This is a genomic window from Bradyrhizobium sp. CCGUVB4N, assembly GCF_024199945.1.
GTDB lineage: Bacteria > Pseudomonadota > Alphaproteobacteria > Rhizobiales > Xanthobacteraceae > Bradyrhizobium.
On the sequence record NZ_JANADP010000001.1, the window covers coordinates 2,131,496 to 2,155,436 of the forward strand.

The 23,941-nt window shown below is 57.8% G+C and carries 18 protein-coding genes and 6 pseudogenes; 19 read left to right on the forward strand and 5 right to left on the reverse strand.

What is annotated here, in order from left to right; translation table 11 throughout:
* Window positions 1-28 precede the first annotated feature (28 nt).
* The 17 genes and pseudogenes from NLM31_RS09560 to NLM31_RS09635 all read left to right on the forward strand — a co-directional run.
* Window positions 29-244: pseudogene (locus NLM31_RS09560) on the forward strand (IS3 family transposase); the annotation flags it as partial.
* A gap of 515 nt (window positions 245-759) precedes the next feature.
* On the forward strand, window positions 760-2,112 hold the full coding sequence (locus NLM31_RS09565) for a coproporphyrinogen-III oxidase family protein (protein ID WP_254192110.1): 1,353 nt from the start codon (window positions 760-762) through the stop codon (window positions 2,110-2,112).
* Window positions 2,113-2,119: 7 nt separating this feature from the next.
* Entirely contained in the window at window positions 2,120-3,073 is a 954-nt protein-coding gene (locus NLM31_RS09570) for a methyltransferase domain-containing protein (RefSeq protein WP_254128933.1), read from the forward strand.
* Window positions 3,074-3,415: 342 nt separating this feature from the next.
* Window positions 3,416-3,769: a hypothetical protein gene (locus NLM31_RS09575; protein WP_254128934.1), complete on the forward strand. Its 354-nt coding sequence runs from the start codon at window positions 3,416-3,418 to the stop codon at window positions 3,767-3,769.
* 294 nt (window positions 3,770-4,063) lie between these two features.
* A complete protein-coding gene (locus NLM31_RS09580; RefSeq protein WP_254128935.1) occupies window positions 4,064-4,894 on the forward strand; it encodes a sulfite exporter TauE/SafE family protein in 831 nt (276 codons plus the stop codon).
* Between the two features lie 99 nt (window positions 4,895-4,993).
* Window positions 4,994-5,146 (forward strand): annotated as a pseudogene (locus NLM31_RS43405) (efflux RND transporter permease subunit); the annotation flags it as partial.
* A 183-nt stretch (window positions 5,147-5,329) separates the two neighbouring features.
* Entirely contained in the window at window positions 5,330-5,644 is a 315-nt protein-coding gene (gene groES, locus NLM31_RS09585; protein WP_254128936.1) for a co-chaperone GroES, read from the forward strand.
* 90 nt (window positions 5,645-5,734) lie between these two features.
* Window positions 5,735-7,375 (forward strand): chaperonin GroEL, encoded by a 1,641-nt coding sequence (gene groL / locus NLM31_RS09590; protein ID WP_254192111.1) that lies wholly within the window; start codon window positions 5,735-5,737, stop codon window positions 7,373-7,375.
* Window positions 7,376-7,476: 101 nt separating this feature from the next.
* Window positions 7,477-8,040, forward strand: a pseudogene (locus NLM31_RS09595) (Ku protein); the annotation flags it as partial.
* Window positions 8,041-9,371: 1,331 nt separating this feature from the next.
* The gene (locus NLM31_RS09600; protein WP_254128938.1) at window positions 9,372-9,635 is read left to right on the forward strand and encodes a DUF3551 domain-containing protein; all 264 of its coding nucleotides are present in this window, start codon (window positions 9,372-9,374) and stop codon (window positions 9,633-9,635) included.
* A gap of 1,548 nt (window positions 9,636-11,183) precedes the next feature.
* Complete coding sequence (locus NLM31_RS09605; RefSeq protein ID WP_254192112.1) at window positions 11,184-12,701, forward strand: Wadjet anti-phage system protein JetA family protein; 1,518 nt, start codon at window positions 11,184-11,186, stop codon at window positions 12,699-12,701.
* Entirely contained in the window at window positions 12,691-13,332 is a 642-nt protein-coding gene (locus NLM31_RS09610) for a DUF4194 domain-containing protein (protein WP_254128940.1), read from the forward strand. Before NLM31_RS09605 ends, NLM31_RS09610 begins: the two co-directional genes overlap by 11 nt.
* Window positions 13,332-16,769, forward strand: a complete 3,438-nt coding sequence (locus tag NLM31_RS09615; RefSeq protein WP_254196162.1) for an SbcC/MukB-like Walker B domain-containing protein — start codon at window positions 13,332-13,334, stop codon at window positions 16,767-16,769. Before NLM31_RS09610 ends, NLM31_RS09615 begins: the two co-directional genes overlap by 1 nt.
* A gap of 1 nt (window position 16,770) precedes the next feature.
* A complete protein-coding gene (locus NLM31_RS09620; RefSeq protein ID WP_254128941.1) occupies window positions 16,771-17,937 on the forward strand; it encodes a Wadjet anti-phage system protein JetD domain-containing protein in 1,167 nt (388 codons plus the stop codon).
* A gap of 226 nt (window positions 17,938-18,163) precedes the next feature.
* A pseudogene (locus NLM31_RS09625) lies at window positions 18,164-18,348 on the forward strand (hypothetical protein); the annotation flags it as partial.
* Window positions 18,349-18,721: 373 nt separating this feature from the next.
* Complete coding sequence (locus tag NLM31_RS09630) at window positions 18,722-19,066, forward strand: hypothetical protein (RefSeq protein WP_254128942.1); 345 nt, start codon at window positions 18,722-18,724, stop codon at window positions 19,064-19,066.
* 132 nt (window positions 19,067-19,198) lie between these two features.
* Window positions 19,199-19,561: a hypothetical protein gene (locus NLM31_RS09635; RefSeq protein ID WP_254196163.1), complete on the forward strand. Its 363-nt coding sequence runs from the start codon at window positions 19,199-19,201 to the stop codon at window positions 19,559-19,561.
* Here the strand turns inward: NLM31_RS09635 and NLM31_RS09640 are convergent.
* Together NLM31_RS09640 and NLM31_RS09645 are read right to left on the reverse strand one after the other, a co-directional pair.
* Window positions 19,547-20,080: pseudogene (locus tag NLM31_RS09640) on the reverse strand (alkyl hydroperoxide reductase). The gene NLM31_RS09635 and the pseudogene NLM31_RS09640 overlap by 15 nt on opposite strands.
* A gap of 6 nt (window positions 20,081-20,086) precedes the next feature.
* Complete coding sequence (locus NLM31_RS09645) at window positions 20,087-20,641, reverse strand: peroxiredoxin (protein ID WP_254192113.1); 555 nt, start codon at window positions 20,639-20,641, stop codon at window positions 20,087-20,089.
* Between the two features lie 669 nt (window positions 20,642-21,310).
* Here NLM31_RS09645 and NLM31_RS09650 point away from each other — a divergent pair.
* Entirely contained in the window at window positions 21,311-22,051 is a 741-nt protein-coding gene (locus NLM31_RS09650; RefSeq protein WP_254128944.1) for a hypothetical protein, read from the forward strand.
* A 233-nt stretch (window positions 22,052-22,284) separates the two neighbouring features.
* On the opposite strand, the gene NLM31_RS43410 is transcribed toward NLM31_RS09650, so the two are convergent.
* The 3 genes from NLM31_RS43410 to NLM31_RS09660 form a co-directional block, all read right to left on the reverse strand.
* Window positions 22,285-22,344, reverse strand: a complete 60-nt coding sequence (locus tag NLM31_RS43410; protein WP_375143638.1) for a hypothetical protein — start codon at window positions 22,342-22,344, stop codon at window positions 22,285-22,287.
* Between the two features lie 139 nt (window positions 22,345-22,483).
* The gene (locus NLM31_RS09655; protein WP_254192114.1) at window positions 22,484-22,978 is read right to left on the reverse strand and encodes a hypothetical protein; all 495 of its coding nucleotides are present in this window, start codon (window positions 22,976-22,978) and stop codon (window positions 22,484-22,486) included.
* Between the two features lie 40 nt (window positions 22,979-23,018).
* Window positions 23,019-23,366, reverse strand: a complete 348-nt coding sequence (locus NLM31_RS09660) for a hypothetical protein (RefSeq protein ID WP_254128946.1) — start codon at window positions 23,364-23,366, stop codon at window positions 23,019-23,021.
* Window positions 23,367-23,451: 85 nt separating this feature from the next.
* On the opposite strand from NLM31_RS09660, the pseudogene NLM31_RS43415 reads away from it, so the two are divergent.
* Window positions 23,452-23,571: pseudogene (locus tag NLM31_RS43415) on the forward strand (IS3 family transposase); the annotation flags it as partial.
* Between the last annotated feature and the right edge of the window lie 370 nt (window positions 23,572-23,941).

Genomic DNA, 23,941 nt, shown 5'->3' on the forward strand with positions numbered 1-23,941 from the left:
AGGCTCCAATTCCTGCGAGGATGGAGCCATGACGAGCAAGACGACGAACAAGTTTTCACCCGAGGTCCGGGCCCGAGCGGTCCGGATGGTTCTGGATCATGTCAGCGAGCACCCGTCTCGCTGGACGGCAGTGACATCGATTGCAGCGAAGATCGGCTGCACGCCGCAGACGCTGCATGACGGGGTAAAGAAGGCCGAGATTGACAGTGGGCAGCGGGCCCGCGTTCCGACCGACATGGCCGAGAACTGAAGGCCCGGGAAATAGGCCCGGATGCGGATCATGGTCGGTTGAGGTGCCGACGCCGATGGCCGGGCTAGCTGATGGCCGCCGCACGATTTCGGTTACCCCTTGTGCTAACCGCCCCGAAAACTGGTTTCCAGAAATCGGCTTGGGTTCGTCAGGTAACGCCCTATTGCCGCGCCAAATCAGGCGTTCACAACCCGTTGTCGAAGCGGATTCATCTTGCAACGGTCCTGGACCGCTGCACGATCGTTGCCGCTCTCAAGAGGTATCCTGCCCCTGTTGTCGGGTCGTCGCTTCCAAGACGCTGTGATGTTCGGACAACGAGCGGTGCAAGCGCTCGCGGTTAAGTCATTGAAAAAATGGAGAACGAACTTTCTCTGGGCTCTTCCAGCAAGGTTGGCACAACTCTTGAATTTCTCTCGCTGCGCGCCGGCAGGAGCGATCGCGCGATCCTAGTGGTTGGGCTAGGCGTCCATAACGCTCAGGTCATGCACGGCGACTGAGGGATTTATGTCATGGATCGTCTGGAATTTCTTCGGACGAAGATAGAGAAAAAGGAGCTTCCAACCTATGTCTATGGCTATCCTTCGAAGCGATCGTATCGGGTTCTCCCGCAGCCACTCCGCATAACTGATGTTGTTGAGCAGGCCAGTCGCTCAAAGCAAATCAACATCTATATTCATATTCCGTTTTGTCGCTACCGCTGCACCTATTGCACGCTCTTTCTTACAACGCGCAATAGACAGGCCACCCAGGGGGCTTACGTTGCTCGATTGGTGGAGCACATCGCTCGATATGGAGAGTACTTCGGAGATCGAGAAGTCGTCAGTATCTATTTTGGCGGCGGCACCCCAACGCTGCTAACACAGCATCAGTTCGGCGAGCTCTTCGCCGCCCTCGACGTTGCATTTCCAAAACGAAGCCGGCGATGTGAGATTACGGTGGAGGCCGCGCCGGACTCCTTCAATAACAACCTTCTGGATCGCTTGAAGGAGCTTGGCGTCAATAGAATGAGCATGGGCATCCAAAGCATGGAGTCGGACGAACTTGCGAACTGCGGAAGACCATATTCGGTCAGGTTTGCAGAAGCTGCAATCGAAGCCGTCATCAAGCGCTTTCCTCACGTCAACCTTGATCTGATTTACGGCCTGCGTGGCCAAAGCCGCGACTCCTGGATCTTCTCGCTTGGCCGCGTGCTCGACTATGAGCCGCAGACAGTTTCTCTTTATCCCGTTGTTGTTCGTCCGATGACGAACATCATTGCGTCGAAAACGAACAATCCTGAATTGTTTTTCTCTGAAGCGGAAAAGTATGAAGTCTACGATCAGAACGCTGCTTTGATGGAAGCTAGAAGCTACCGCCAGGAATCCTTTACACGTTTCACCAGGATCACAGGCGACCATGCCTATCGGCAGGAGGTGTCGGACTTCGAGGGAACGCCCCTGCTAGGATTGGGAGCTGGCGCCAGAAGCCATTTCGGCCAATATCACTATAGTACGGACTATGCCGTAGACCGGAGTGCGACTTCGCGAATTATCAAGGCCTTTTCGGATCGCCCGTTCGATCCCGAGGCAATAGCATCGCACGGAATTAAGCTGCCTCCGGACGAGCTTGTGCGTCGTTACGTCTTGCTTGGCCTCACATTGTCGGCCTTAAGCAGAAAAGATTACGCTGAATTATTCGGGCGGGAACTGGCAGTGGACTTTGGCGAAGAACTGAAGGCGCTCGAGTCTTTGCACCTCGTCAATTCGGCAGATGGAGATGTTTATCGACTTACTCATAAAGGGTTCAAGTATTCGAGCATTATGGTCCGAACGTTCTATTCCAACAGGATGATTGCCCTTGAGGAGCAATATCAGGCAGTATGAGGGCAGTATGGAAGACGAGGCGAGACATTCACCGTTTTGGTGGGATGCAGGCTACGCCGACCACAACGTTTCATGTATGGGTGGTCCTAGCCCGGAAATCTTCGAGATCGCGCCAGCACTCCGTGCGGAAAGTGTGGTTGTCGAGCTTGGCTGCGGCGAGGGGCGCAACGCTCTCTATTTGGCTCAGTTCGGTCATCAGGTTATCGCGACCGATATATCTGAAGCCGCTATCTCCAAGCTGAATCGGCTCGCAAACCATCTTGCCGTGAAGGTTACAAGCGGTGTGGCTGCTGTTGAATATTTCCAGCCCCCTCCTTACCTCGACGTCTTCATTGCGCATTCGGTCTTGCATTTCACGGAACGGACCGTCTGGAAACCACTCGTCGCAGCCCTGGTCGATCGAACGCGGCCTGGAGGATTTCATTGCTTCACCAACACGCTCGATCAACCAGATCATCCTATCCCTAAGGAGGGATTGGCAACTGGCCACAAAAAGTCGTTCGCACGTGGAGAGCTGGAGGCCATCTATACAGAAGCCGGTTGGGAGATCTTACGGTCCGATCACTACATTAAGTGGGATTCGCATCCTGGCATACCAATTCATTCGCACTGCATCGAGAAAGTTGTGGTTCGTAGGCCCATCGGATCTGAAGATCTCCCGCGAATGAGAGCTGAGCCCATCAAGGCAACCGGGATGATTCCTGCCAAACAGTTTGATAGGTTGAAACTGGGCACACCGCGCGATGCCATACTTGAAATGTTCGGCTCGCCATCGGCCAGCTATGGGGTGTCGACTAACCGCAAGACAGTCGGAGGCAACAATCAGGGGGCCATAGCCGACGGCTACGCGCGCGAGGATGTGTTCTATGGCGATCACGGTCTTCAGTTCGTTAACAGAACGCTCACGGGCAAATATCGATATTTCACGCCCCCGAAGCGCTTGAGCATTCGAGAAGCGTAAGCTTCAACAAAAATTCTCATTGGGATCTTGGCCGCAGAGCAACGTCGTGGCTCTGCTCTTACGCTTTCCTGGCGGGAGTTTCCGACGTGCCATCGCGGGTCGAGCCCACGCATAAGTATGTCCAGGTCGCGACTGAAATATCGTCCATGGCTTTCGCGGCGAAGTGTTGGGGTAGGGCAGACCTCGCAGAACCGCTTGCAGTAGCGCCAGTCCGGCTTAGGCACACTGCTTGCTTCGTTCAAGGAAGCATTGCCGAACTCGCCGGCGATGTAGGGGCGGGCCGGCGCATCACATCGAGGCGTCGGGCCGCTCCGCTTCTAAAATCCATCAAGAGGAGGACATATGAAGGCGCACGTTCGGGCCGCTGCGGCTGCGGTTGCGTTGGCCCACACGTTTGGGCGCGCAATTGTGCGCGTGCACGACTACGAAGTCTCCGCATCTTCCAGGATCAGTGTGTCGGTACAAGAAGGAATAGTCAGTGGTTATGACTACGGCAGGCATTGCTACGTAACCGGTACTTTGCCGAACCTGTACCACCATGGTGAACGTTCGCATTTGATGCTCAAGCCGAAGAGCTCCGGTGTCTACGGCGGCTTCGACCACGATACGTCATCCTACTTTTCTGTGAATGTCGCAGGCGATGAAGCCCACGTATACGACTACAATGAAGACCTGTACTTCGCATACAGCGTCTGACCATGCATCCCGCGCGGGCGTTCGCCTCGCTCGATGCTGCGATTGCGGTGAGGTCCCGGCGATTTGACAGAAACCCAACTTACATTGTCGCATCCGCAACAATGGCCCGGAATGCTGTTGGGCCGGTATCGATGAGCGAGGGCGAGCCGTTGGATGCAGCTTCGTCGCGGCGATCGAGAAACTCATCTCGCCCCGACTGAGTGATTGTCCACATCTTCGCCGACATTTAAAGAGAAAGATGCCGCTGGTGGGCTCTTTGGTCTGAACTGCTCGGTGTAGACCCCGGACACCGCCATGCAGCGGTGCGTTAATCAACCAATCGTTCCTCGCATTCGTAAATCCATCTGGATAGGGAAGCTTCTTATCACCGCTGCTCAGAACGCTGAATTGCCGATTGCAATGCTGACAATTCTCTTCGCTATCATCTCCCTTCTTTACGCGACTGTTGGGCAGGCGGGTGGTACCGCGTTTCTTGCCCTCATGGCCCTTGCATCGTTTCCATCAACTCAGATGCGACCGACGGCGTTGTTGCTCAACATCGTTGCCGCCACGTATTCGACATGGCTGTTCAATCGCGGTGGGTTTATTGATTGGAAGAGGTTGAAGCTCTTTCTAATCGCTTCGGTGCCAACTGCGCTGATTGGAGGAAACACAATCCTGTCTCCCCATCTCTATGATGCTATCACCGGTGTCGCCCTTCTCGTCGCGGCTGCGATCTTGTTGATTGGGCGATCTAGGAGAGCGATCCCTGATGGTGAGACGCCGTTGTGGGGCGCAATTACGACAGGAGCCGGTATCGGCCTCGTCTCGGGACTCACTGGCGTCGGGGGCGGCGTTTTTCTCGCGCCTGTCCTTATCGCAATGCGTTGGGCTTCACCCAAAGAGACAGCAGCTTTGTCTGCCCCTTTTATATGGGTGAACTCCGCAGTTGGCTTGGTGGGCGCGATTTACGCTGGACAGTTGCCTTCACCGCAGACATGGCTATACGCACTGGGAGCCGTCACAGGGGCGATGATAGGGACCACGATCGGTCTTCGTTGGCTGTCGGAAACCACAACGCGCTACGTAATCGCTGTTGTACTTGCGGCCGCGGGGATCCTGCTTATGGTCCTTGCTACGACATAACACCATGAGCTCGAATCTTGGATCTAACTCGGAGGCTGCTCGCCACATGCCGGGATTCTGCTTGACGCTGACGAGGCCCAGGCAACGGGCTATTGACAGCTAGTCGGGCTGATTTCCAAGCATGGTATCCTGATGGTCGCGTTCGCCAATCAGCTTCCAGCTCAAGGAGAGAGACTCGATCGCCGCTCGGTTATCGAGATAGTGGCGCACGTCCGGTTCCGTCCAATCTTAATGACCACGGCAGCGATGGTCGCGGCCTCTTACCGTTAGCGAACTGGCAGATCGGGCAACGAAGTAGCATACTTTTTTTCTACTCCGAACTCTTGCTCCTAAGGAAAACCGTCCTATTTCAAGCTCGCCCATGCTGGCACTCGCGGGCCTCGATTGCTGGCAACTGGGAAACCGTCAACTCACGCAAATACCTAGGAGAGCTGCATGAATTTCCGTCCGCTTCACGACCGCGTCGTGGTCAAGCGCATTGATGCAGAAGAGAAGACTGCTGGTGGCATCATCATTCCCGACACTGCCAAGGAAAAGCCCTCGCAGGGCGAAATCATCGCCGTTGGCCCCGGTGGCCGCGACGAAAGCGGCAAGCTGATCCCGATCGACCTCAAGGTTGGCGACCGCGTGCTGTTTGGCAAATGGTCGGGCACCGAGGTCAAGATCGACGGCCAGGAGCTGTTGATCATGAAGGAAAGCGACATCTTGGGCGTTCTCACTCACGTGTTTTCCAACACTAAGGCCGCCTAATCCACCGCTCGCACCGCTCACCCCTGAGGAGCGCCTGCCGGGCGCCTCGCCAAGGGTGAGACGAGACCAAGACAACTCAGGGAAACCAATATGTCAGCCAAAGAAGTGAAATTCGGCGTCGACGCCCGCGACCGCATGCTGCGTGGCGTCGAGATCCTTGCCAACGCCGTGAAGGTCACGCTCGGTCCGAAGGGCCGCAACGTCGTGCTCGACAAGTCGTTCGGCGCTCCCCGCATCACCAAGGACGGCGTCACCGTCGCCAAGGAGATCGAGCTCGAGGACAAGTTCGAGAACATGGGCGCGCAGATGGTGCGCGAAGTCGCCTCCAAGTCCGCTGACGCGGCCGGCGACGGCACCACCACCGCGACCGTGCTCGCGGCTGCAATCGTCCGTGAAGGCGGCAAGGCGGTTGCCGCCGGCATGAACCCAATGGACCTCAAGCGCGGGATCGACCTCGCCGTCGAGGCCGTCGTCGCGGATCTCGAGAAGAATACCAAGAAGGTCACCTCGAACGAGGAGATCGCCCAGATCGGCACCATCTCGGCCAACGGCGACCAGGAGATCGGCAAGTTCCTCTCCGACGCCATGAAGAAGGTCGGCAACGAGGGTGTCATCACCGTCGAGGAAGCCAAGTCGCTCGAGACCGAGCTCGACGTCGTCGAGGGCATGCAGTTCGACCGCGGCTACATCTCGCCCTACTTCGTCACCAACGCCGACAAGATGCGCGTTGAGATGGACGACGTCTACATCCTCATCAACGAGAAGAAGCTCTCCTCGCTGAACGAGTTGCTGCCGCTGCTTGAGGCCGTGGTGCAGAGCGGCAAGCCGCTGGTCATTGTCGCCGAAGACGTCGAGGGTGAAGCGCTCGCGACCCTGGTCGTGAACCGCCTCCGTGGTGGTCTGAAGGTCGCAGCAGTCAAGGCTCCGGGCTTCGGCGATCGCCGCAAGGCCATGCTGCAGGACATCGCGATCCTGACCGGTGGCCAGGCGATCTCGGAAGATCTTGGCATCAAGCTCGAGAACGTCACGCTCAACATGCTCGGTCGCGCCAAGAAGGTGATGATCGACAAGGAGAACACCACGATCGTCAACGGCGCCGGCAAGAAGGCCGACATCGAGGCGCGCGTGGCCCAGATCAAGGCGCAGATCGAGGAAACCACCTCGGACTACGACCGTGAGAAGCTCCAGGAGCGTCTCGCCAAGCTCGCTGGCGGCGTCGCGGTGATCCGCGTCGGCGGCGCGACCGAGGTCGAGGTGAAGGAGCGCAAGGATCGCGTTGATGACGCGATGCATGCGACCCGCGCGGCTGTCGAGGAAGGCATCGTCCCGGGCGGCGGCGTCGCCCTGCTCCGTGCCACCGAAGCGCTCAAGGGGCTGCGGACCAAGAACGACGACCAGAAGACCGGCGTCGAGATCGTGCGCAAGGCACTGTCCTGGCCGGCTCGCCAGATCGCGATCAACGCCGGTGAAGACGGCTCGGTGATCGTCGGCAAGATCCTTGAGAAGGATCAGTACGCCTACGGCTTCGACTCGCAGACCGGCGAGTACGGCAACCTCGTCACCAAAGGCATCATCGACCCGACCAAGGTCGTGCGAACTGCAGTCCAGAACGCCTCCTCCGTGGCGGCGCTGTTGATCACCACCGAGGCCATGGTCGCTGAGCTGCCAAAGAAGGGCGGCGCAGGTCCCGCCATGCCGCCTGGCGGCGGCATGGGCGGCATGGACTTCTGATCCAGCCGCCTCACGCCGAATCACGAAATGCGAAAACCCCGGCAGCAGTTGCCGGGGTTTTCTAGTTGGGGCGCACTCACATGCGTCGCTTTGGCCTGATATATCTGCGGCCGGATGGCAAGGTGGGGCATGATGCGCTCGCCGTCATCCGCGAGACGATCGGGGAGATGCACAGGCGTGTGGTGTTGACCAATCGCGAGCACATCATTGCGCTCAAACCGCTCGACAAAGGTCTGGTCGGCAACCTGCTGCGTTATCCCTAAGAAGTGCGTTCCCAGCAGGAGTATTTTGACGAGATCCAGGACGTCAAAGTGACAAAAGACATGCTGGACCTTGCGAAGCCCATCGTGAACCAGAAAGCAGGTCGTTTCGAGCCGAACAAGTCCGAGGATCACTATGAGGCGGCCCTCATCGACCTCATCAACAGCAAGCGTGCGGGCAAACCCATCACACCGAAGGAGCTGCCGCTCGGCGAGAGCGTCGTCGATCTGATGGAAGCGCTGCGCCGCAGTGTTGGGCAGGAAACGGTTCCGGCGAAATCAGCGAAGAAGCCGCGCAAGGCAGCGAGCGACCAGAAGGAAATGCTGATGCCGATTGAAAGCAAGAAGCCGAAGAAGGCGGCGGTGTCCAAAAAGCCGTCGGCAAGCCAGCGCAAATCTGCCTAGGCCGTCGGAAGTCTGGTTGCGTTCGAATTCTTAACCAGCGAGCGTCAGCTTTCCCATGACTGAGATAGTGTCGGGTTTCATGCGCGTCTCGATGCGCCGTTCGTCGTCAGTCGCGAATAGCCGGTCACGCCTTACCACGTGGCTGCGTAGGCGCAAGCGGAATGGGGCGCGCTATGGAGCGTGAAGCTCGTGACGGGTTACCTGCCTTGACTTCATATTGATCGGCAAGCTTCAAGAGACGTTGCCTGGTAAACGGATCAGCTTGCTCAGCAATGTCGCGGACCAAGGAAGCCCGAGCCCGATAGAAATCCTCGTTCATAAAACACCAAACACATGCTGGTTTGTTGGTTATGCATACCGCTTGATTCGCTAGCGGTCTGCTTCTTTCTGCGATAATTAAGCGTATTCTGATTTCATTCAGCTAGCGTGAACAATAACGCCGCCGCGGCTCGCGCATGGGTGAGCATGCGCCTCACCTATGCTCGTGAAGTGCTTCGCTAAATTTGCCGCGCGCATCGAACAAACATCATTGCAGCGTACGCGGACCTGCTTCCATCGTCCTTGTCAGTGGCCGGTCTTAGCTCGCGGATCTTATCCAACAGCTCATAAGCCTCGGCGGCACGCGGGCGTGGTGATTGACGACGCCACCCGTCAGAAATGCGTTGCCAAGGTTGCGTCGGAAGGATCTTCATCCATGCGCACTGTCGCCAGCTTCTCGGCCAGCAGCTTTTCGTGGTCCAGAGGATCGCCTGGCGCTCGCGACGGCACGGGCCATACCGATTCTGCCGTTCGAAGCTATCCTTGCATCAGGTAATTTGTAGCATCGACCTCCAAATTGAAGTCAGTCAATTTAGACGAGAGCCGAGGCCGACATCAAGTGTGACGAAAGCCAAAGGCTTTTCATTCCGATCCTCCCGCCGCTCCGATAGAGAGGGGCGCCCTCCTTATTTGAGCACGTAGGCGTGACCGATCAGACAAGTCGTGGGATCGAGCCTTGTGGACCGACGGTTCGAGCACCGAAACCAATTCGGCATTGCTGGCCGTCCTATCCATATCCACTGAGCTTCGCCGGTCCGCAACGCGAAGGCTTCGCATGACGCTGCAAAAATGCAATTTGATCGCCGAAGCAGCAGGAATAGTGCGCGCTCTTTATCGAAAAAGCAGATACCGTAGCCCAGCGAACGCAAATGAGAGCTTTCGTGTGCGATTGTGACCTCTTCTCGGACAGTGTCCTGGCAGTGAGCGCGGTCGGCTATTTGCCTTTGACTAAGATCAAACTATGCCGTGCGGATCCGCTATCCTCGGCAAGACTCAACGGAGGCTAGACTCTCATGCGTTATCTTTGCATTCTTGCGCTAGCGCTTTCCTTCATCGTCTGTCCTGGACCGCGTTCCACCGCCGCTCCGCGGGAGGGGAGCCGCATGCCCTCCGCTCCGCAGGACCTCTATTGCCTTCAGGGACGTATTTGGGGCTATCCGGGCAATTGCCAATTCTCGACCTACGGCCAGTGTATGACCAGCGCATCCGGCACAAACGCCTATTGCGGCATCAATCCGATCTACGCGTTCGAGCGACATGGACGTCTGCAGCGCTGAGTGAAATCGCCGCCGAGGCGAGGTGAGCGTGCTTGGCGTAAGTCCCGCAAAATCAGACATGTATTCGAACTCAGCAACGAACTATAGTTGGGCGCATGTCGCGCCAACGCCCGGCGCGGCCATCGCCGCGGTGGCCGTAGCCGGGAAAGCTCAGCCATTTCTCACGGGCCTCGGCCGCGATCGCTGTCGAATCAAACCAGCGCAGGAGTGATCGCCAGCGTCTAACCGACGAAGTCTCTTTGTGAACAATCCTGAGCGGTCTTAGCGCCAGCGTCCTCGCCCAAATCCCACAATCCATCGCCGGTCTTAAGCGTCGCTTACTATGAAAAAAGCAACAATACAAGTTGATGGATCATAGGGTTCTGGCCTCGTTGCCATCCGCTGTTGGGCCGGAGCCGAATTTACACGAAGCGAGCAAGCCCATTCAACAAGGGACATAACCTGATCGAAAGCGAGGACAGATCCGCCGCTCTTTTTGATCGTAACAATGAACCTGCGGTATTGAGGACGGTGGCTGGCGAGTAATCGCTCTTGCGGTAGGCCTCCTCGGGTGCTCGGATAAGGTAGTCAACGAAAGTATAATCCGATCGGCCGGAGCCGTCGGCGAAGTGAACTTTCGTTCTTACTTGCAATCGATCACCTCTTAACAGCGCCAAGTCTGCGCGTATCACTGAGGGCCTAGAGTGCCATTCAACTTCTAGGATTCCATAGTAGGCCTCGGAACTCAGCGTCCACGCAATACCCAAATCGCAGTCGGTAGGACGACATCTGCTCCACCCATGAACAAGGGCTTTGTCGAATTGCTGGTCGATCAATATGCGTGTAATGATGCCGGCGCTCCGATCCTCACTAGACCAATTTCCAGCAAACTCCGTCATTGTCCTGCCACCGAGGTTGCGGGGCATAAGAGTGTTGGATTGCTCGCCAAACGCTGGTCGGAGAAGCAGGAGCGCGAGCAGCATGACCGCGGATAATCGCAACATTGTTTTGTCCTATTTGGTTGACATTCATCGGTTGGCAACAACCGTGCCAGCTAGCTGGACTCGTTAAATGGAAGGTTTGGAGTGGATCTCGTCTCTGCAGCTCAGAGATGCCTCGTCGTAAATCCGACGATCCGCCGCGCCAACAGACGGCTGCGTGGCAGACTTCTTACTTCCTTGTTCGATTTCGGCGCGACTTGATAGCTGCCTAACAGCTCACTACGGCATGAGTGTACCGTGTGAGAGGCCGACTGCGCCTGCGCGCTACGCAGCGGATAAGGCTTCTGATTGCCGAGTTATTGCCTGGTGTAGCGGTGTAGCTCCTTCGAGCGGAAAACAGAGCGTGCGCGGCGCGGCCATTCGCGTTTCGTCCGGGCACGAGGCTACAACACGAACTTGGGTGTTCCCAATCATCGGGACAGGGTGACTGAAAGCGCGGTTAGGTACCCAAGGTCTCTGCAATCCTTCGAAGGATGGACAACCGCAGCTTGTCCCGATAACATGAACGGAAAGGGAACGATATCGGTGCGTCCCGGTAGTTCGGGGCGATTGCCGGGAGGGGGCCGTTTTGCTGTTCCGACACCTCAATGACGATCTATTTCTAGCATTTTCGCGAGATCATAAGCATCTTTACTCTCTCGTCTTGTTGGACTTACACGACCGCTTTTTCACCGGAGCCCCGGCCTTTCCCACTCCCCAAGAGGTCACGCACGCAATTTACGACGTGATGCGGGCCAATCCGGCGCTTTGGAACGAGAGTGACGACTTCGGCGAGCCACTGCCCGAGGTCGTGTCCGCAGGGCGCAGACGGATCAAGCGCGCCGCGGCGAGCAAGACCGAGACGGCGGACCGGGCTCTGATCATCGCTCGCCAACTCTATCAGCGGCTGGTCGCTTGGGGCTGGCTCGAAGAGGAGGAGTACGGCCTACGCGTTACCGTCGACATGTCGATGGGACCACTTCTAGTGATCCAACGTCTGGCCAGCCTGAACAAGGACGTCTCTCAGAGGTTCGGCGGCCTCATCGTTACCGTCCGTGTGAATCTCGAGGCCGTGGAGAAGCTCAATCCAACGGTCGTCGACAGGAAGCAACGGCAGGTCGCGCTGGCGCTGCGGGAGGCACGCAACCAGGTCGACCAATTCACCAAGAGCCTACGCGCCATCCTGTCGGACCTGAAACGCATCCGCCGTACCGTCATGGAATCCAAGACGGTCGGCGATCGGCTCGAGGCCTTCTTCGAGGAATTCGTAGAGCAGCTTCTGCTGAGGGATTTTGAGTCGATATTGACGTTCAATCATCCTTACCGGTTCAGGGACACCATCATCGATCTCGCGAGGCGGATTGCTTATACGCCCGCGACCATGAAGGTGCTTTCCGAGGAGTACGTCACCGCGGGCCTTTCGCCATCGATGTCGGAGGCCAACCTAGATGTCGAGAGCGATCTACTCGCGATCGAAAGCACCTTCGGTCATATCGGCGAAATGTTCGAACGGATCGAGGCCTTCCGGCGCCAACTCGAGGCACGCGTCCGCAACACAATCAAATACGCCGAGCGCGGCACCCGCGGCCTGGTAGGACGGGCAGGGGATCTGGTGCGCCGGCTCGATGGGCTCATCGCGCGAGGGCGGCACGCGAACGCCACCGTCGAATGGAGTCTCGAGCCGCTTCGTTCGCCGTGGTCGGAATTCCACCATGCACCGAGCCGCGAGCCGCGCAAATCTATCGAACTGAAGCCCTTGGGCGATTGGCCCGACGATCCCCTCCACGAACTCCGGAAGAAATTGCGCAGGCGATATATCGAGAGAATTGCGCCCGGCCCCAAGGAGGTTCAACGCTTCCTCGAAACCCAGGTGCCCGTCGCGGGGACGAGAGAAGCACGATTTATGGTACTCGAGACGGTCGACGATTTCCTTGCCTTCGATGCCGCTCGTAGGTTTGTTTTGACCAACGAAATTCCGCCGGAGGTTGGCCTTCATTTCGAATTGGAGTTTGCGCCGGACTCGCCCCCTCATGATAGCGAATGGCTCCGGTGCTCCAATTTCATTGTCCGGCGCCATGCCCCTGCGAGGCGCCGCCATGCTCAGTGAATTCGAGGCGATCGAGCGCAGCTTGGGTGCGGAAAAAGCTGCCGACCTCAGGAAGGCAATGCATTTCCTGTTGAGGCGGCAGTTTCTCTTCGCCGGCGATCCGCGAACCGGTACGATCTACAATGTGATCATGGACGGCCGCTTTCGGTCGGTCATCGATGAATTCTTCGACAGTTGCGGTTACCGGGTGCATCGGGACACCGCGGCCCAGTGGGCCGGGATCGTCGCTGTCGGTGAAGACGTGCCACTGCCACGCATGAAACTCGACGAGACCATCGTTGTCCTGGTGCTGGCCGCGCACTGGCAGGACGAAGTCAACGTCGGCGCTGTCGAAGACCGCGCCATAGTCGTCACGACGGTGAACGACCTGTTCGACCGCTACAAAGACATGGTCCAACCGAACGGATCGGGCGCGATCTCGCTCGGTCGTTTTCGGGAGATATTGAAGGAAGCGTCTCAAAGGAGCCTCGTCGATGTCGGAGATTTCGACAGCGAGGCGCAGGACTTCGAAGTCGCGATCCGTCCGATGATCAAGCTGATCAGCGGTTCGGACGCCCTGCAGCGGATCGAACGCTACGTCCGATCTCAGGAGGTGGGCGTGCCCCAGATGGTCGATGGAGACGAATCGTGATGGAGTTGCGTCATGTATCCATGGTCAATTGGCACCTCTTCGACGTCGAAGATTTCGATCTGACCGGCCATGTGGGCGTTTTCGGCGAGAACAGGTCGGGCAAGTCGACCATACTCGACATGGCCCAGGTCGTGTTGACCGGCGGTAACAAGAACGTTCAGCGGCTCAATGCGGTCGCCGGCGACAAGGGAAAAAGCCGTAGCGCATCCAAGCGAACCATCGTGGACTATTGCCTTGGCGCCTTGGGGGAGGATGAGCGCAAGAGAGAGCAGGCTCGCACCTACATTTGTCTCGGATTCGTAGACACCGAAGGCAAGCGGCCTCCGGTCACGATCGGAATGGCGATAGAGGCCCGCCGGTCGGAGACCAACGAAACCGTCCTCGGCCGCTTCGTCGTCACCGGCAAGATATTGAAGGCGGCGGACTTCATCGAGGTGAGGGAAGGCAAGCGATTTGCGGCAGAATGGGACGACGTTCGCAACAGGATCGTCTCAGCCGTCGGACAAGACAATCTCGTCAATCACCGGGACAAGGCGATCGACTACGTCCGAGAGTATATGCGCAAGCTGGTTCCGCATGCTTCCGTCGTCGGAGAGCAGAACGCAAACTCGCTTCAAAAGGCCGTCGTGAACGCAATGACGCTGGATCACGATCAGACCGCCACCGAATTCGTGCGCAATTACATTCTCGAAAAGAACAATATGAAGGTGGGAGAGCTCCGGGAGTCGATCCGAACCTACCGGAATATCAACGATACGATCCGGACGATGCGAGAGAAGCTGGAGGCACTGGTGGCGCTGAAAGCCATTCTTGCGGAACTTGCCGACTCCCACGAGCGCAAGGCTCTGGAACAGTGGATATCGAAACGTGCCAATTGGTTCGGCGCACGTACGGCCTACCTCGCGGAAGTCGCGAAGTTCACGGAGGAGGCGGCCAAGCGCGATGCGGCCAAGGCCGAGATGGATTTCATCGATGACGACTTGAGAGCGATCGAGGCCGAAATCAGAAGGTTGGACATTGCGATCTCCGAGCACGACGCAAAGAGCGGACGCAGCGCGCTCTCTCAGTCGCTGACTTCCGCCTTGCAGGCGGGGCACCGTGCAAGCATCGAATTCGAGCGAAGGTTGGATTCCGTCCGTTCTCTGCAGGCCCTGGTCGCCATGAGGGATTTTGGCTTCGACGAGTTTATCCCGCTGATCTCCGGGCTGACGCGGGCCGCGGTCGGCGCGTCGATCGAGCGGCCGACCGGTGGCTTGCTGGATGCGGAAATTCGACTGATTGCCTCCGACCGAGTGTTGGTAATGAAGGTCGACCAAGCACGCCGCGATCTGATCCGGAAGGCCGAGGACGAAAAGGGCCGGGCACTGTTGCTCGAGGAGCGGCTTCGACAGCATGCGAGCGGCGGAAGTTCGATTTATCTGCACGAAGACACGGAGCGCTTATGTCTCAAGTTGCGGCAAGCCGGGATGTCGCCCCGCGTGCTGTGTAACCTCATCGAGCTATCGGACGTCGCCTGGACGGCAGCGGCAGAGGGCCTCTTGGGCCGAGACCGGGAGGCCGTCTTCGTCGATCGGTCCGATATCGCTCGCGCCACGGCCATCTTCAAAGACGGACGCCGTGAATTCCGGCGTGCTTCGTTGGTGAGCTTGAACAAGCTCGATCCGAACGGTCCCGGTCCGCGTGCTGGAACATTTCCAGCGCTTTTCAAGTCCGACGATCGGGATGCCATTGCGTTCATCATCCGAAGGCACGGGACGGTGCGGCTGGCGGATACGATCGCCCAATTCAACGAACCCGGGCGGGCGATCATGAAGGACGGTCTTTACGACGATGGTTTGGTGCGAACGCACCGCGCGGCCGAGCCTTCTGACTTCAAGATCGGCAAGGCGGCGCAGACCCAAGCGTTTCGCGATTTGAAGGAGCAGGCCGAACAGCTTTCCGATGCGCACGCAAGGTCGGATGGTGCGGCCAAGTTCGCCGATGCGGCGTACGTCCAGCTTGGAAGAATCTTCGACGACAAGCTGCCGTCGTTCAAAACCATCGTCGCGGACTACGAAAAGTCGGAACTGGAGCGGAAAGAATTCGAGCAACGTATCGCTGCGTTGGACGGCGCCGGTGACGGCGGCCTGAAGCAAAAACGACAAGCCCAGTTGGAACTGAAGCGGCATCGTGCAGGACAGAGGACTCCGCAAGAGGACGCGCATCGTAAGCACACAAGGGCGGCCGACATCGCGATGCACACCATCGAGTCGGGAGAGGGGACTTCGGGCTCGAAGCTGGGGGCAAGGGTAGCCTGGGCTTCGTACGGGCAGTATCGAAAGCTATACGATCGGCAGTCCGGGCGCGCGGCTTATCGGTCTCGTTTCGAAAAACTATCGACACGAGCCGTTCTGGATAGGCACAGGACGATCGCGTTCGAAGCGTCGAAAGCGGCGACCGGGGCGGATGATGATCGGATCAAGATCGAGCGTCGCATGCGACAGGCGCTCGGAGATTATTTCGACCAATTCGGCGTCGTGTCGCAGGTGGGGACCGAGAGTGAGCCTCTGCAGGAAGTGCGACCGTGGATGGAGACGCTGATTCAGGAAATGGAGGAGAACGAACTACGGCGGTACGAGAGACAGGCGGCGGAGGCGGCCGATAAGGCGAAGACGCTGTTGCGAGGCGAGTTCATCAACGCTCTCACGTCGCGTATCAGCAAGATGGAGCGCGAGCTCTCGGCCATGAATATCGGCCTGGCCGATCATCCGTTCCACAACGAACGGTATTCATTTCACCATACGCGCCTGGTCGAATTTCAGCCGATATTGAAGGTCGTCGAGATCGGTAAGACCTCGCCAGAGGCGCTCGACATGCTGTTCAAAGGGGACGAGGTTCCGGACGACTTTCCTCATCGCGACACGCTGCGGGAGATCGAGGCGTTGCTCGAGGATCCGGAGAAGGATTTCGGTCTGTTCGAGGATTACCGCAACTTCTTCACTTTCGAGATCCACATGACGGACATCGTTACTGGTCGACCGACGCGATGGGAGACGCGCCGGGGAACCGGGTCGGGCGCCGAGCAACAAGTCCCGATCTATGTGGCCATCGGAGCGTCGCTCGCGTCGGTCTACCGTAGCGGGAAGTCCGGAGCGGGACGTCCATCGGGCATGTCGGTGGCGATTTTCGACGAGGCGTTCTCGAAGATGGATGGAAAGAATCAACGGCAGATGATGAGCTTTTACAAGAAGCTCGGTCTCCAGATCATCATTGCCGCGCCAAACGAAAAGAGGATCGCCGTTCTAGAACATATCGATACTGTGATCGAAGTCGATCGAATTGGTGAAAACGCTCGGGTTACGGTGGCCGAGCTCAAGGAGCGAGCTCGTAGAGAACTCCAGGCGATGGACCCCGATCGCATGTCCGATGACGAGCTCAAAACGATGGCCGCAGAATAGGATGCCGAGGCAGTTCACCGACGCGCGCCTGCTAATGTCGGATCTTCTAGACCGTTTTGAAGGCGGCGCCGAAAGCCCGATCGCTTATCCGGACTATGACGGGTTTCTCAATGTTGCCCAGATGGACAAGTTCATCAAGGAGCTCCGCGATGCGGAAGGACGCGGAGGGATCCGGATCGCCAGGGGGCGTGGACTCAAAAGTGAGCAGATCAAGCACGTCAGGCTGGAGAACGCCCCGCCGGTCTACGAACTTCTCGAACGGAGACCGGTCGGAGAGCTGATGGAGGTGGCCGCTAACCGCCTGTTCGACGGACTGGAACTGCCTGTTGAATTTCAGGGCGCGGTGGATGGGCTTCGGTTGGCTTGGTCACGCGGGCGCGAATGGCAGGGCTTCTCGCTGGACGACGTGGATCGCCTAAGGCCTGCCTTCGTGATGGCGAAGGCTATATTGGAGGGCAAGCACGCAGGCCTAGACTATCGGACGTTTTCCCGTCGCTTCGGCGGGGAAAGTAAGCGGCTCGAAAGGCTGGAAGGACCCGTGGTCAGGCTGTTGAGCGGAGCATTGGAGCTTCCGCCGGGCGCTCGCCCAAGAGATGCGCTTCGGACACTAGGACTTGAGAAGTTCGCCCCCCCAATGCTGATCTCCGGCCGGCTCGATTTTGACGTGGCCGAGTTATCGGCCGCAGGGCCGAAGTATTTCGGCATTTCACCGGACGAGGTCCGACGTCTCAGGGTTCGAGAAAAGCCCCAGTATGTTTTGACGATCGAGAACTTCGCCAGCTTCAATCGTCATGTCAGGGAGGCCGACCCGGAGCGCGCCGGCGTCACCATCTACGTCGGCGGATACCCTTCAATGGCGACGCAGGACGCCCTAAGAACCCTAGCGACGACCCTGCCTACCGACGTTCCATTTTACCATTGGTCGGATATCGACCCGGATGGCACTTGGATCTTCTGCACCATCGAGACCTCAATCAGTAGGGCGCTCAAGCCCCATCTCATGTCTGCGGATCTGGCCGATAGGCTAGGGAAGGCGCCGACAGAAAGACTGAGATTGCCCGCCGGACCTGTCACGTCAGCTATTTCGGATCTCATCGACTATCTTCGACGTGATGACGCCAAGTGGTTGGAGCAAGAGGAGCTCGATCCCGTACTGCCCCAATCGTGATCTTCTTGACGAGGTCGCGGCGGCGGTTTGCCTCTCTCGACATCTGGCGTCTTTGCGGAAAGACTTCGGAGGCGCGAGCGCCCGGGGGGCAGTCGAGGACGACGCAGAATTTGGCGGCCGTATCGAGCGCGGTCGCAAGCGCGGCCCCAACAGATACTTGCGCATCGACTCCCACCAGCCGCACGAGAAGCCAATTCCACCATCACGCGACGCTGTGCATCGCGGACAAGGGGCGATCAGCGTGGCCAAGCGGCGGCACGGCTCGATCGAGGCCGCTACAAAGGCAGCAGCGGAATGACGCGGTGGGTCGGGCTCGACGTCATTGTTGACAACCTCATGAGCTTCGGTCGCGCTCTGGACGAGCAGTCACTAAAAAAGGTAGCCACTTCCAGAGTAACCTTGGCTCGATAAGCCCCGACGGTCCCCGGCGGGGCTTATCGCTTGCCTGCATGGTTGACGCGCCCTTCAGAGCCGCGATTCTTGCGCCCGAGAGTAGCTAGTGAACGCACTTCCACCGGGTTCGCGCCACTCGTTCGGCTCAACCTCGGCTCGTGCCGAATCCATCTTGATTATGTTGACTGAAGTCCGTCAAAGGGACGCGCTGTCGTCTTTGATCCGCCACCTTGCGACGTTCTCTTTTCGATAAGCACCTCGCCTTCATGCATGATCTGGCTAAGGTGCAAGTCAGCGGATGCGGCTGAGCAAGGGACGAGCTAGGAAGGCGCCGACTTGGAGAATTTCCCAACACCCCTTCCGATCAAACTGAACGTGGGAATTGAGTTCAATGTTGAAAATTGTAGCAGTAGCGGCAATTTTTGTAGGAGAAGCCCTTTCAATAATCGCCGAATTGATTGCCTCAAAGAAATTTGGAACGGTGAGTGCGCCTCTAACAACGCTTCTGCCGATGTTCCTGCTGATAACGTTGGGCGGCATCCTGCTCGTCTTTGGATACGCCATCGGCTACATGCATCTCAAGAACATTTGGATAATTGTCGCGATATCGGTGGGATCGATTTTAGTGGTGGAGCCCATTCTCACATTTCTGCTGTTCCGCGACGTGCCTACAACCGGCTCACTGATCGGGCTGGTTTGCGGCGCGGTGGGCACGCTCGCAGCGATTTTCTTATAAACGCTCGTTTGGTCGGAGCTCAATTGGCAGGCTTGGGCGAGATAGGTGATGGAACTGAAGAGGTCGGCGCGGCAGGCTCGGCACTCGCTGGAGAGGCTGGCGTTGGTCGGGAAGGTGGCGGCTTTGGACCGAATGGTGTCCGCCGTTACCCGCTTTGGATCGCGCGTCTTCGGCGCGCCTGTCTCGTGCGCCAACCACCCTGGTCTGACAACGCAGTTACCCGTTCGTCGGGTTTATCTGACCTCCGGTCCTTCTCGCGAACTCCGGCTCGGCAAGCATGTTGCTCTTTTTGAGGCATGCGCTCGACGCGTGCGCCCGATCGGGACTACAGCCCCCAGGCCGCCAAGCCATGTCGTAAAAAGGCGGAAACGGTTGCCGCGCGTAGCCGCGCTGCGGCTCTGGTCCGCACCAATCCCGGCCCATCTCCGGCCTGTGTCGGCCTACCCCAGGCCCTTTGTCCTAGAGCGAGGAAATGGTGGATCATCCCCGAACTAAGCTACGCACGATCGCCTTGATTCTGACCGCGATCGACTGCACTATCGTGGCAAAGTGCACCGCCGTTTGGACCACCGCCGAGCTGATGCCGGGCTCCCGCAGCGTTTTCTCACGAGCGTCCATGCAGTCGCCGCACCATTTACCACGAAGACTGCCTACGACCACAACTTGAAATTTGACCCTGTTCACAACGGGGGCGCGACAACATTCGCGCGTAACCGCACCAGCATCGCCTTGTATTCCGGATTGGATGCGAGGTGAACGAAGCGCTATTAAACCTTGTTCATCGCCATCACGGCAGCCGCACATTTCGCTGCTGCGATCGCCGCTGGTGTGATCACGACGGCCGCCGCGGATACCATCGCCTCTATGACAGTGAGTTGCGAGTCGCAATCGCGCTCGCCAGCAACAGACCGTATTTGCTTTGCGGTAAAAGCGTCTCATCGGTCATCGTTGGCGCCGGAGTCAGACGTCCTTGGCGCAATCCGGAATTTGATCCCTCAACTGCTCGATTGACATGTTGCCTCAGGCGAGCTGCAGCGTCTCGCCGCCGATTTCGCGATTGCAGGGGCAGAGCTCATCGGTTTGCAGCGCGTCCAGGACCCGCAGCGTGTCTTTCGGGCTGCGGCCGACATTCAGGTTGGTCGCATAGACATGCTGGATCGTATTCTCCCGATCGACGATGAACGTGTAGCGATGGGCGACGCCCTCAGGCGAGCGCACGCCAAGGCCATCGACAAGGGCGCCTTTGGAGTCAGAAAATTGCCAGATCGGAAGGCGATGCAGGTCTTTGTGCTCGCGGCGCCAAGCGAGCTTGCAGAATTCGTTGTCGGTTGAGCCGCCAAGCACGATCGCATCGCGATCGGCAAAGTCCCTGGATAGCCGGGCAAACTCGGCGATTTCGGTCGGGCAGACGAACGTGAAATCCTTGGGGTAGAAGAAGATGATTTTCCATTTTTCGGGAAAGCTCTCTTGAGTCAACGTCTCGAACGCGCTCTGCCCCTTCTCTTCCTGCAGGTGAAAGCCGGGCTTCACGCCCGTGACTTCGAACGGCGGCAACTTACTTCCAATTCCAAGCATGTGCGTCCTCTCAGGGTTGCTTCGCGTGGAGCGATGGTTCGGCTTCATCGAAGCAATTGACATGCCACTCGATCTTGCGGCTTAGACCGGCGGAAATGCACCACAGGTACTGATTGGTTTGAGGATTCCGGAGAATCGATCGGGGAGGCACCAGCACTTCGATGCTGTGGGGCGAGCCGGGCTGGCGACCTGACGAAAAACGTGCACATTCGAACGTCAACATCATCTGGTTAATGGAAGGCAGAGGACACCGCGAAGCGCCGTTGCATTCCCATTCGGGCGCTTGATGGGTGCACGGATTTGGCGGTCACGGCCTGTGGCATGTGTTTTCTCCTTAACCTACTTCGCTCTGGCAAAATCACTTGCTGCGATCTTGGTGTGTTTGGACTTAGTCGAAACGACTTGCTCGGGTGGGGGCGCCGAGCGATCCGCGAGAAGAAACGTTCTGCGAGGCTGTCCTCGGTATCGATGATCGAGGCGCGGCAGATTGGTGACGCTCGCGAGGGGGCTTCAAGTGCAGCTGCAGGAGTGTAGCACGGAGTTGTATCCTACCAAAACAAGGAGGCGACAACATGCTACTTTGTGTAGCAAGATGCTATGCGCGCGTTCGGAACGAAAAATCGGAACGAAAAAACAGTGTCCCACAAGCGCGTGATTCGGAGTAGTCGGATGATCACGCCGGTTCGACGGAACTGGAGTCCCAAGGTATTGTTCAATGGTTTGACGCCCGCGATGTTCGCTGCCGAGCCATCTATTGTACGCGCGCGTTGGGACAAGTTGTGGCCGGATTTGTATACGGAATATGACGCGAGGCATTTGAAAAAAGAACTGTCCATTCGTAGCTTGATCGTTACCGACGAAGCTGAGGCATTCTTTGACGCCTGGGCTGCGGATGAAGAGCGTCACACCGATGGCTTCGTCCAAATCATAGAACTCGTCGCTGGCGGATCCGAAGAGAATCTTCGGGAGAGATTGAACGATCGATCCCATAATTTTAGTTCGATCAGTGAATACTTGAAAGACGAATTCTCTCTAATGGTTATGATCGCATTTGATGAAATGTGTACTTGCCACGCCTATGCTACAGAAAGGGAGTTTTATGTCAGACTTCGGAACGACAGATTCCTTGGCTGGCTGAGAGAAGTGATCGCCGACGAGGCGGTTCACTCGATGAATGCGGTTAACGTTATCCGCGCCCGCTACGACGACCGCATCCGCGAAGTCGGCCCAATCCTTGATAGTCTGATCAGTGACTTCGCTGATGATCCTCCTTACGCCGGCACCTTCGTTCTGGACTACTTCGGCGGGTCATATACGAAAGAGCTTTTTGTCAAGTGCCGCGCCGCGATCCTGAGAAATCTTGCCAAGCCACTCACGACCGCAGAGCGAAACAGACCGAAGCCAATTTGACCTCAACGCCGTCGCGCCCCGCTTTCGGAGGCTTCCAGCACCGAGGCCCAGCTCACTCCTTCGGCTTAAGATGACCGGCTGCTGCACAACAAATAGCGAATGTCGAATGGCGCCGTTGCCTTTAGGATCGACGGAGGCTGTCTCAGTCTTATCGCTGAGTTCGCTAGACCCAAATTGTTCGCCAGACGTTGGATCTGCGACAAGCCTGCCCTTGGCGTTGCAGACGCCGGGGTTTACCCAGCTGCCGATACCTTTTTTTCGGTAATGACCGTGTAGCCGTGCACCTTGGCCAAGGCGATGACGAAGGGATCGGCTTTCTCTTTGCCTGTTCAAACTGGAACTGCTGCCGGTCGCGCTGGAGACATAACCTGGGCTAGCCGAGAATCTACTCAGCCTAGGGAGCGAACCGACTGATAAATTATTGGAGCAACCTTATTTCTGTGGCCAAGAAATGCGTCGCGCCCGTCCATGACCGGCCTTCGTGACGCCACTGCGCTTGACCTTGTACCGGTCGAGCTTTCTGAGGGCACGCGACCCAGATAGCCCATCAGCTCGCGCGGGGTTTGAAAGAAGATCGCCGATCTCGGCCAACACGCCCACAGCCGCTATGAGATGGATCCCACGTACCGCCTGGAGGGCCGCGACAACCTGTGAGAGCGACCATTCGGGCACCACTTCGCGGATAGCATTTTCCAAACGCTCCAAACATTCGCCTTCCTGGCGTATTCCCTCGAATAGCTCTTCGAATGCGATGCGCTGCTCGCGGTACTCGATCTTCTGCGCCGACGGCCATCTCATGTGGCCTGGTCCCCACGTTGTCTTGCCCGGATAGATGCGTCCCAGCCGCAGCATCAATGACCAAATCTGTTGACGCTTGCCCTGGAGGTCCTTCTTCACTAAATGACGGGCGCGCGCGAGAGCGCGCATAGCCTCATGGTGTTCGTCCGACACCCATACCGCGGTAAGCTCACTCAGCGCGCAACAGCTTGGCGGGGCTTACCGCATCGCGCCGGTTCGTCTTCACTCGATCGCCGGCGTTCTTCGGAACGAGAGAGGGGGCGACCACCAGGCAGTCATGGCCGAGGCTCTTGAGCAATCTGTAGAGGCCATATCCCGTCGGCCCTGCTCCGTAGCAAAACGTCAAATGACAGCATTTTGCTGCAAGCTTTGCCACCAGCTTTCGGATCGCCGCCTCCGTAGCAGGAAACTCCCCCAGATACCGGACCTTGCCGCCACGGCCGCTATCAGCAATTGCTACCGCATTACGCAATTTTGACGTAGCGATTCCGACAGAGGCCTCGGTATGATGAGCCACGGCTCGCCCTCCTTGTTTGAGGCTCTGCCTGGTCCATCCGGGTAACCCTTGTCGCAACATCGAGGGTGAGCGCCTCATTTTGTGGATAGTGACGCCAGCGGGAAAGCGGAAAGCTGTCGTGCATCTCATGAAGGCTCACGGGATGATGAGCGAACGGCGGGCGTGCAAGGCCATCGGCTGTTGCCGCATGACCATCAGATTTCGCAGGAGGTCGCCGACATTCTGGCAACTCTTGCGCGCGAGAAACGCACTATTTCTCCGCCGCCTGCAAGATTATCTCGAGAATGCCTCGCATCGGACATCCTTCTGCTGCACAATCCAGCGCGTCGGGCGAATTTCGAGGTGCTGCGATCCAGTGAAACGCCGAGCGTTCTCGTCGAAATGGGTTCATTTCAAATAAAGACGACGAATTGCTGCTGCGATCATCATCGAGCCAACGTCGTTGCGGCGCCTAAGACCGGTCTTGAGGTTTTGCATACGACAGACCACGACGCTCTAAGTGCCGCAATTGCCGCGGCTCCGCCTCGCTGGATGAGGGGACGACTGTCCGCGAAGCGCCCAGGGCATTGGGGATA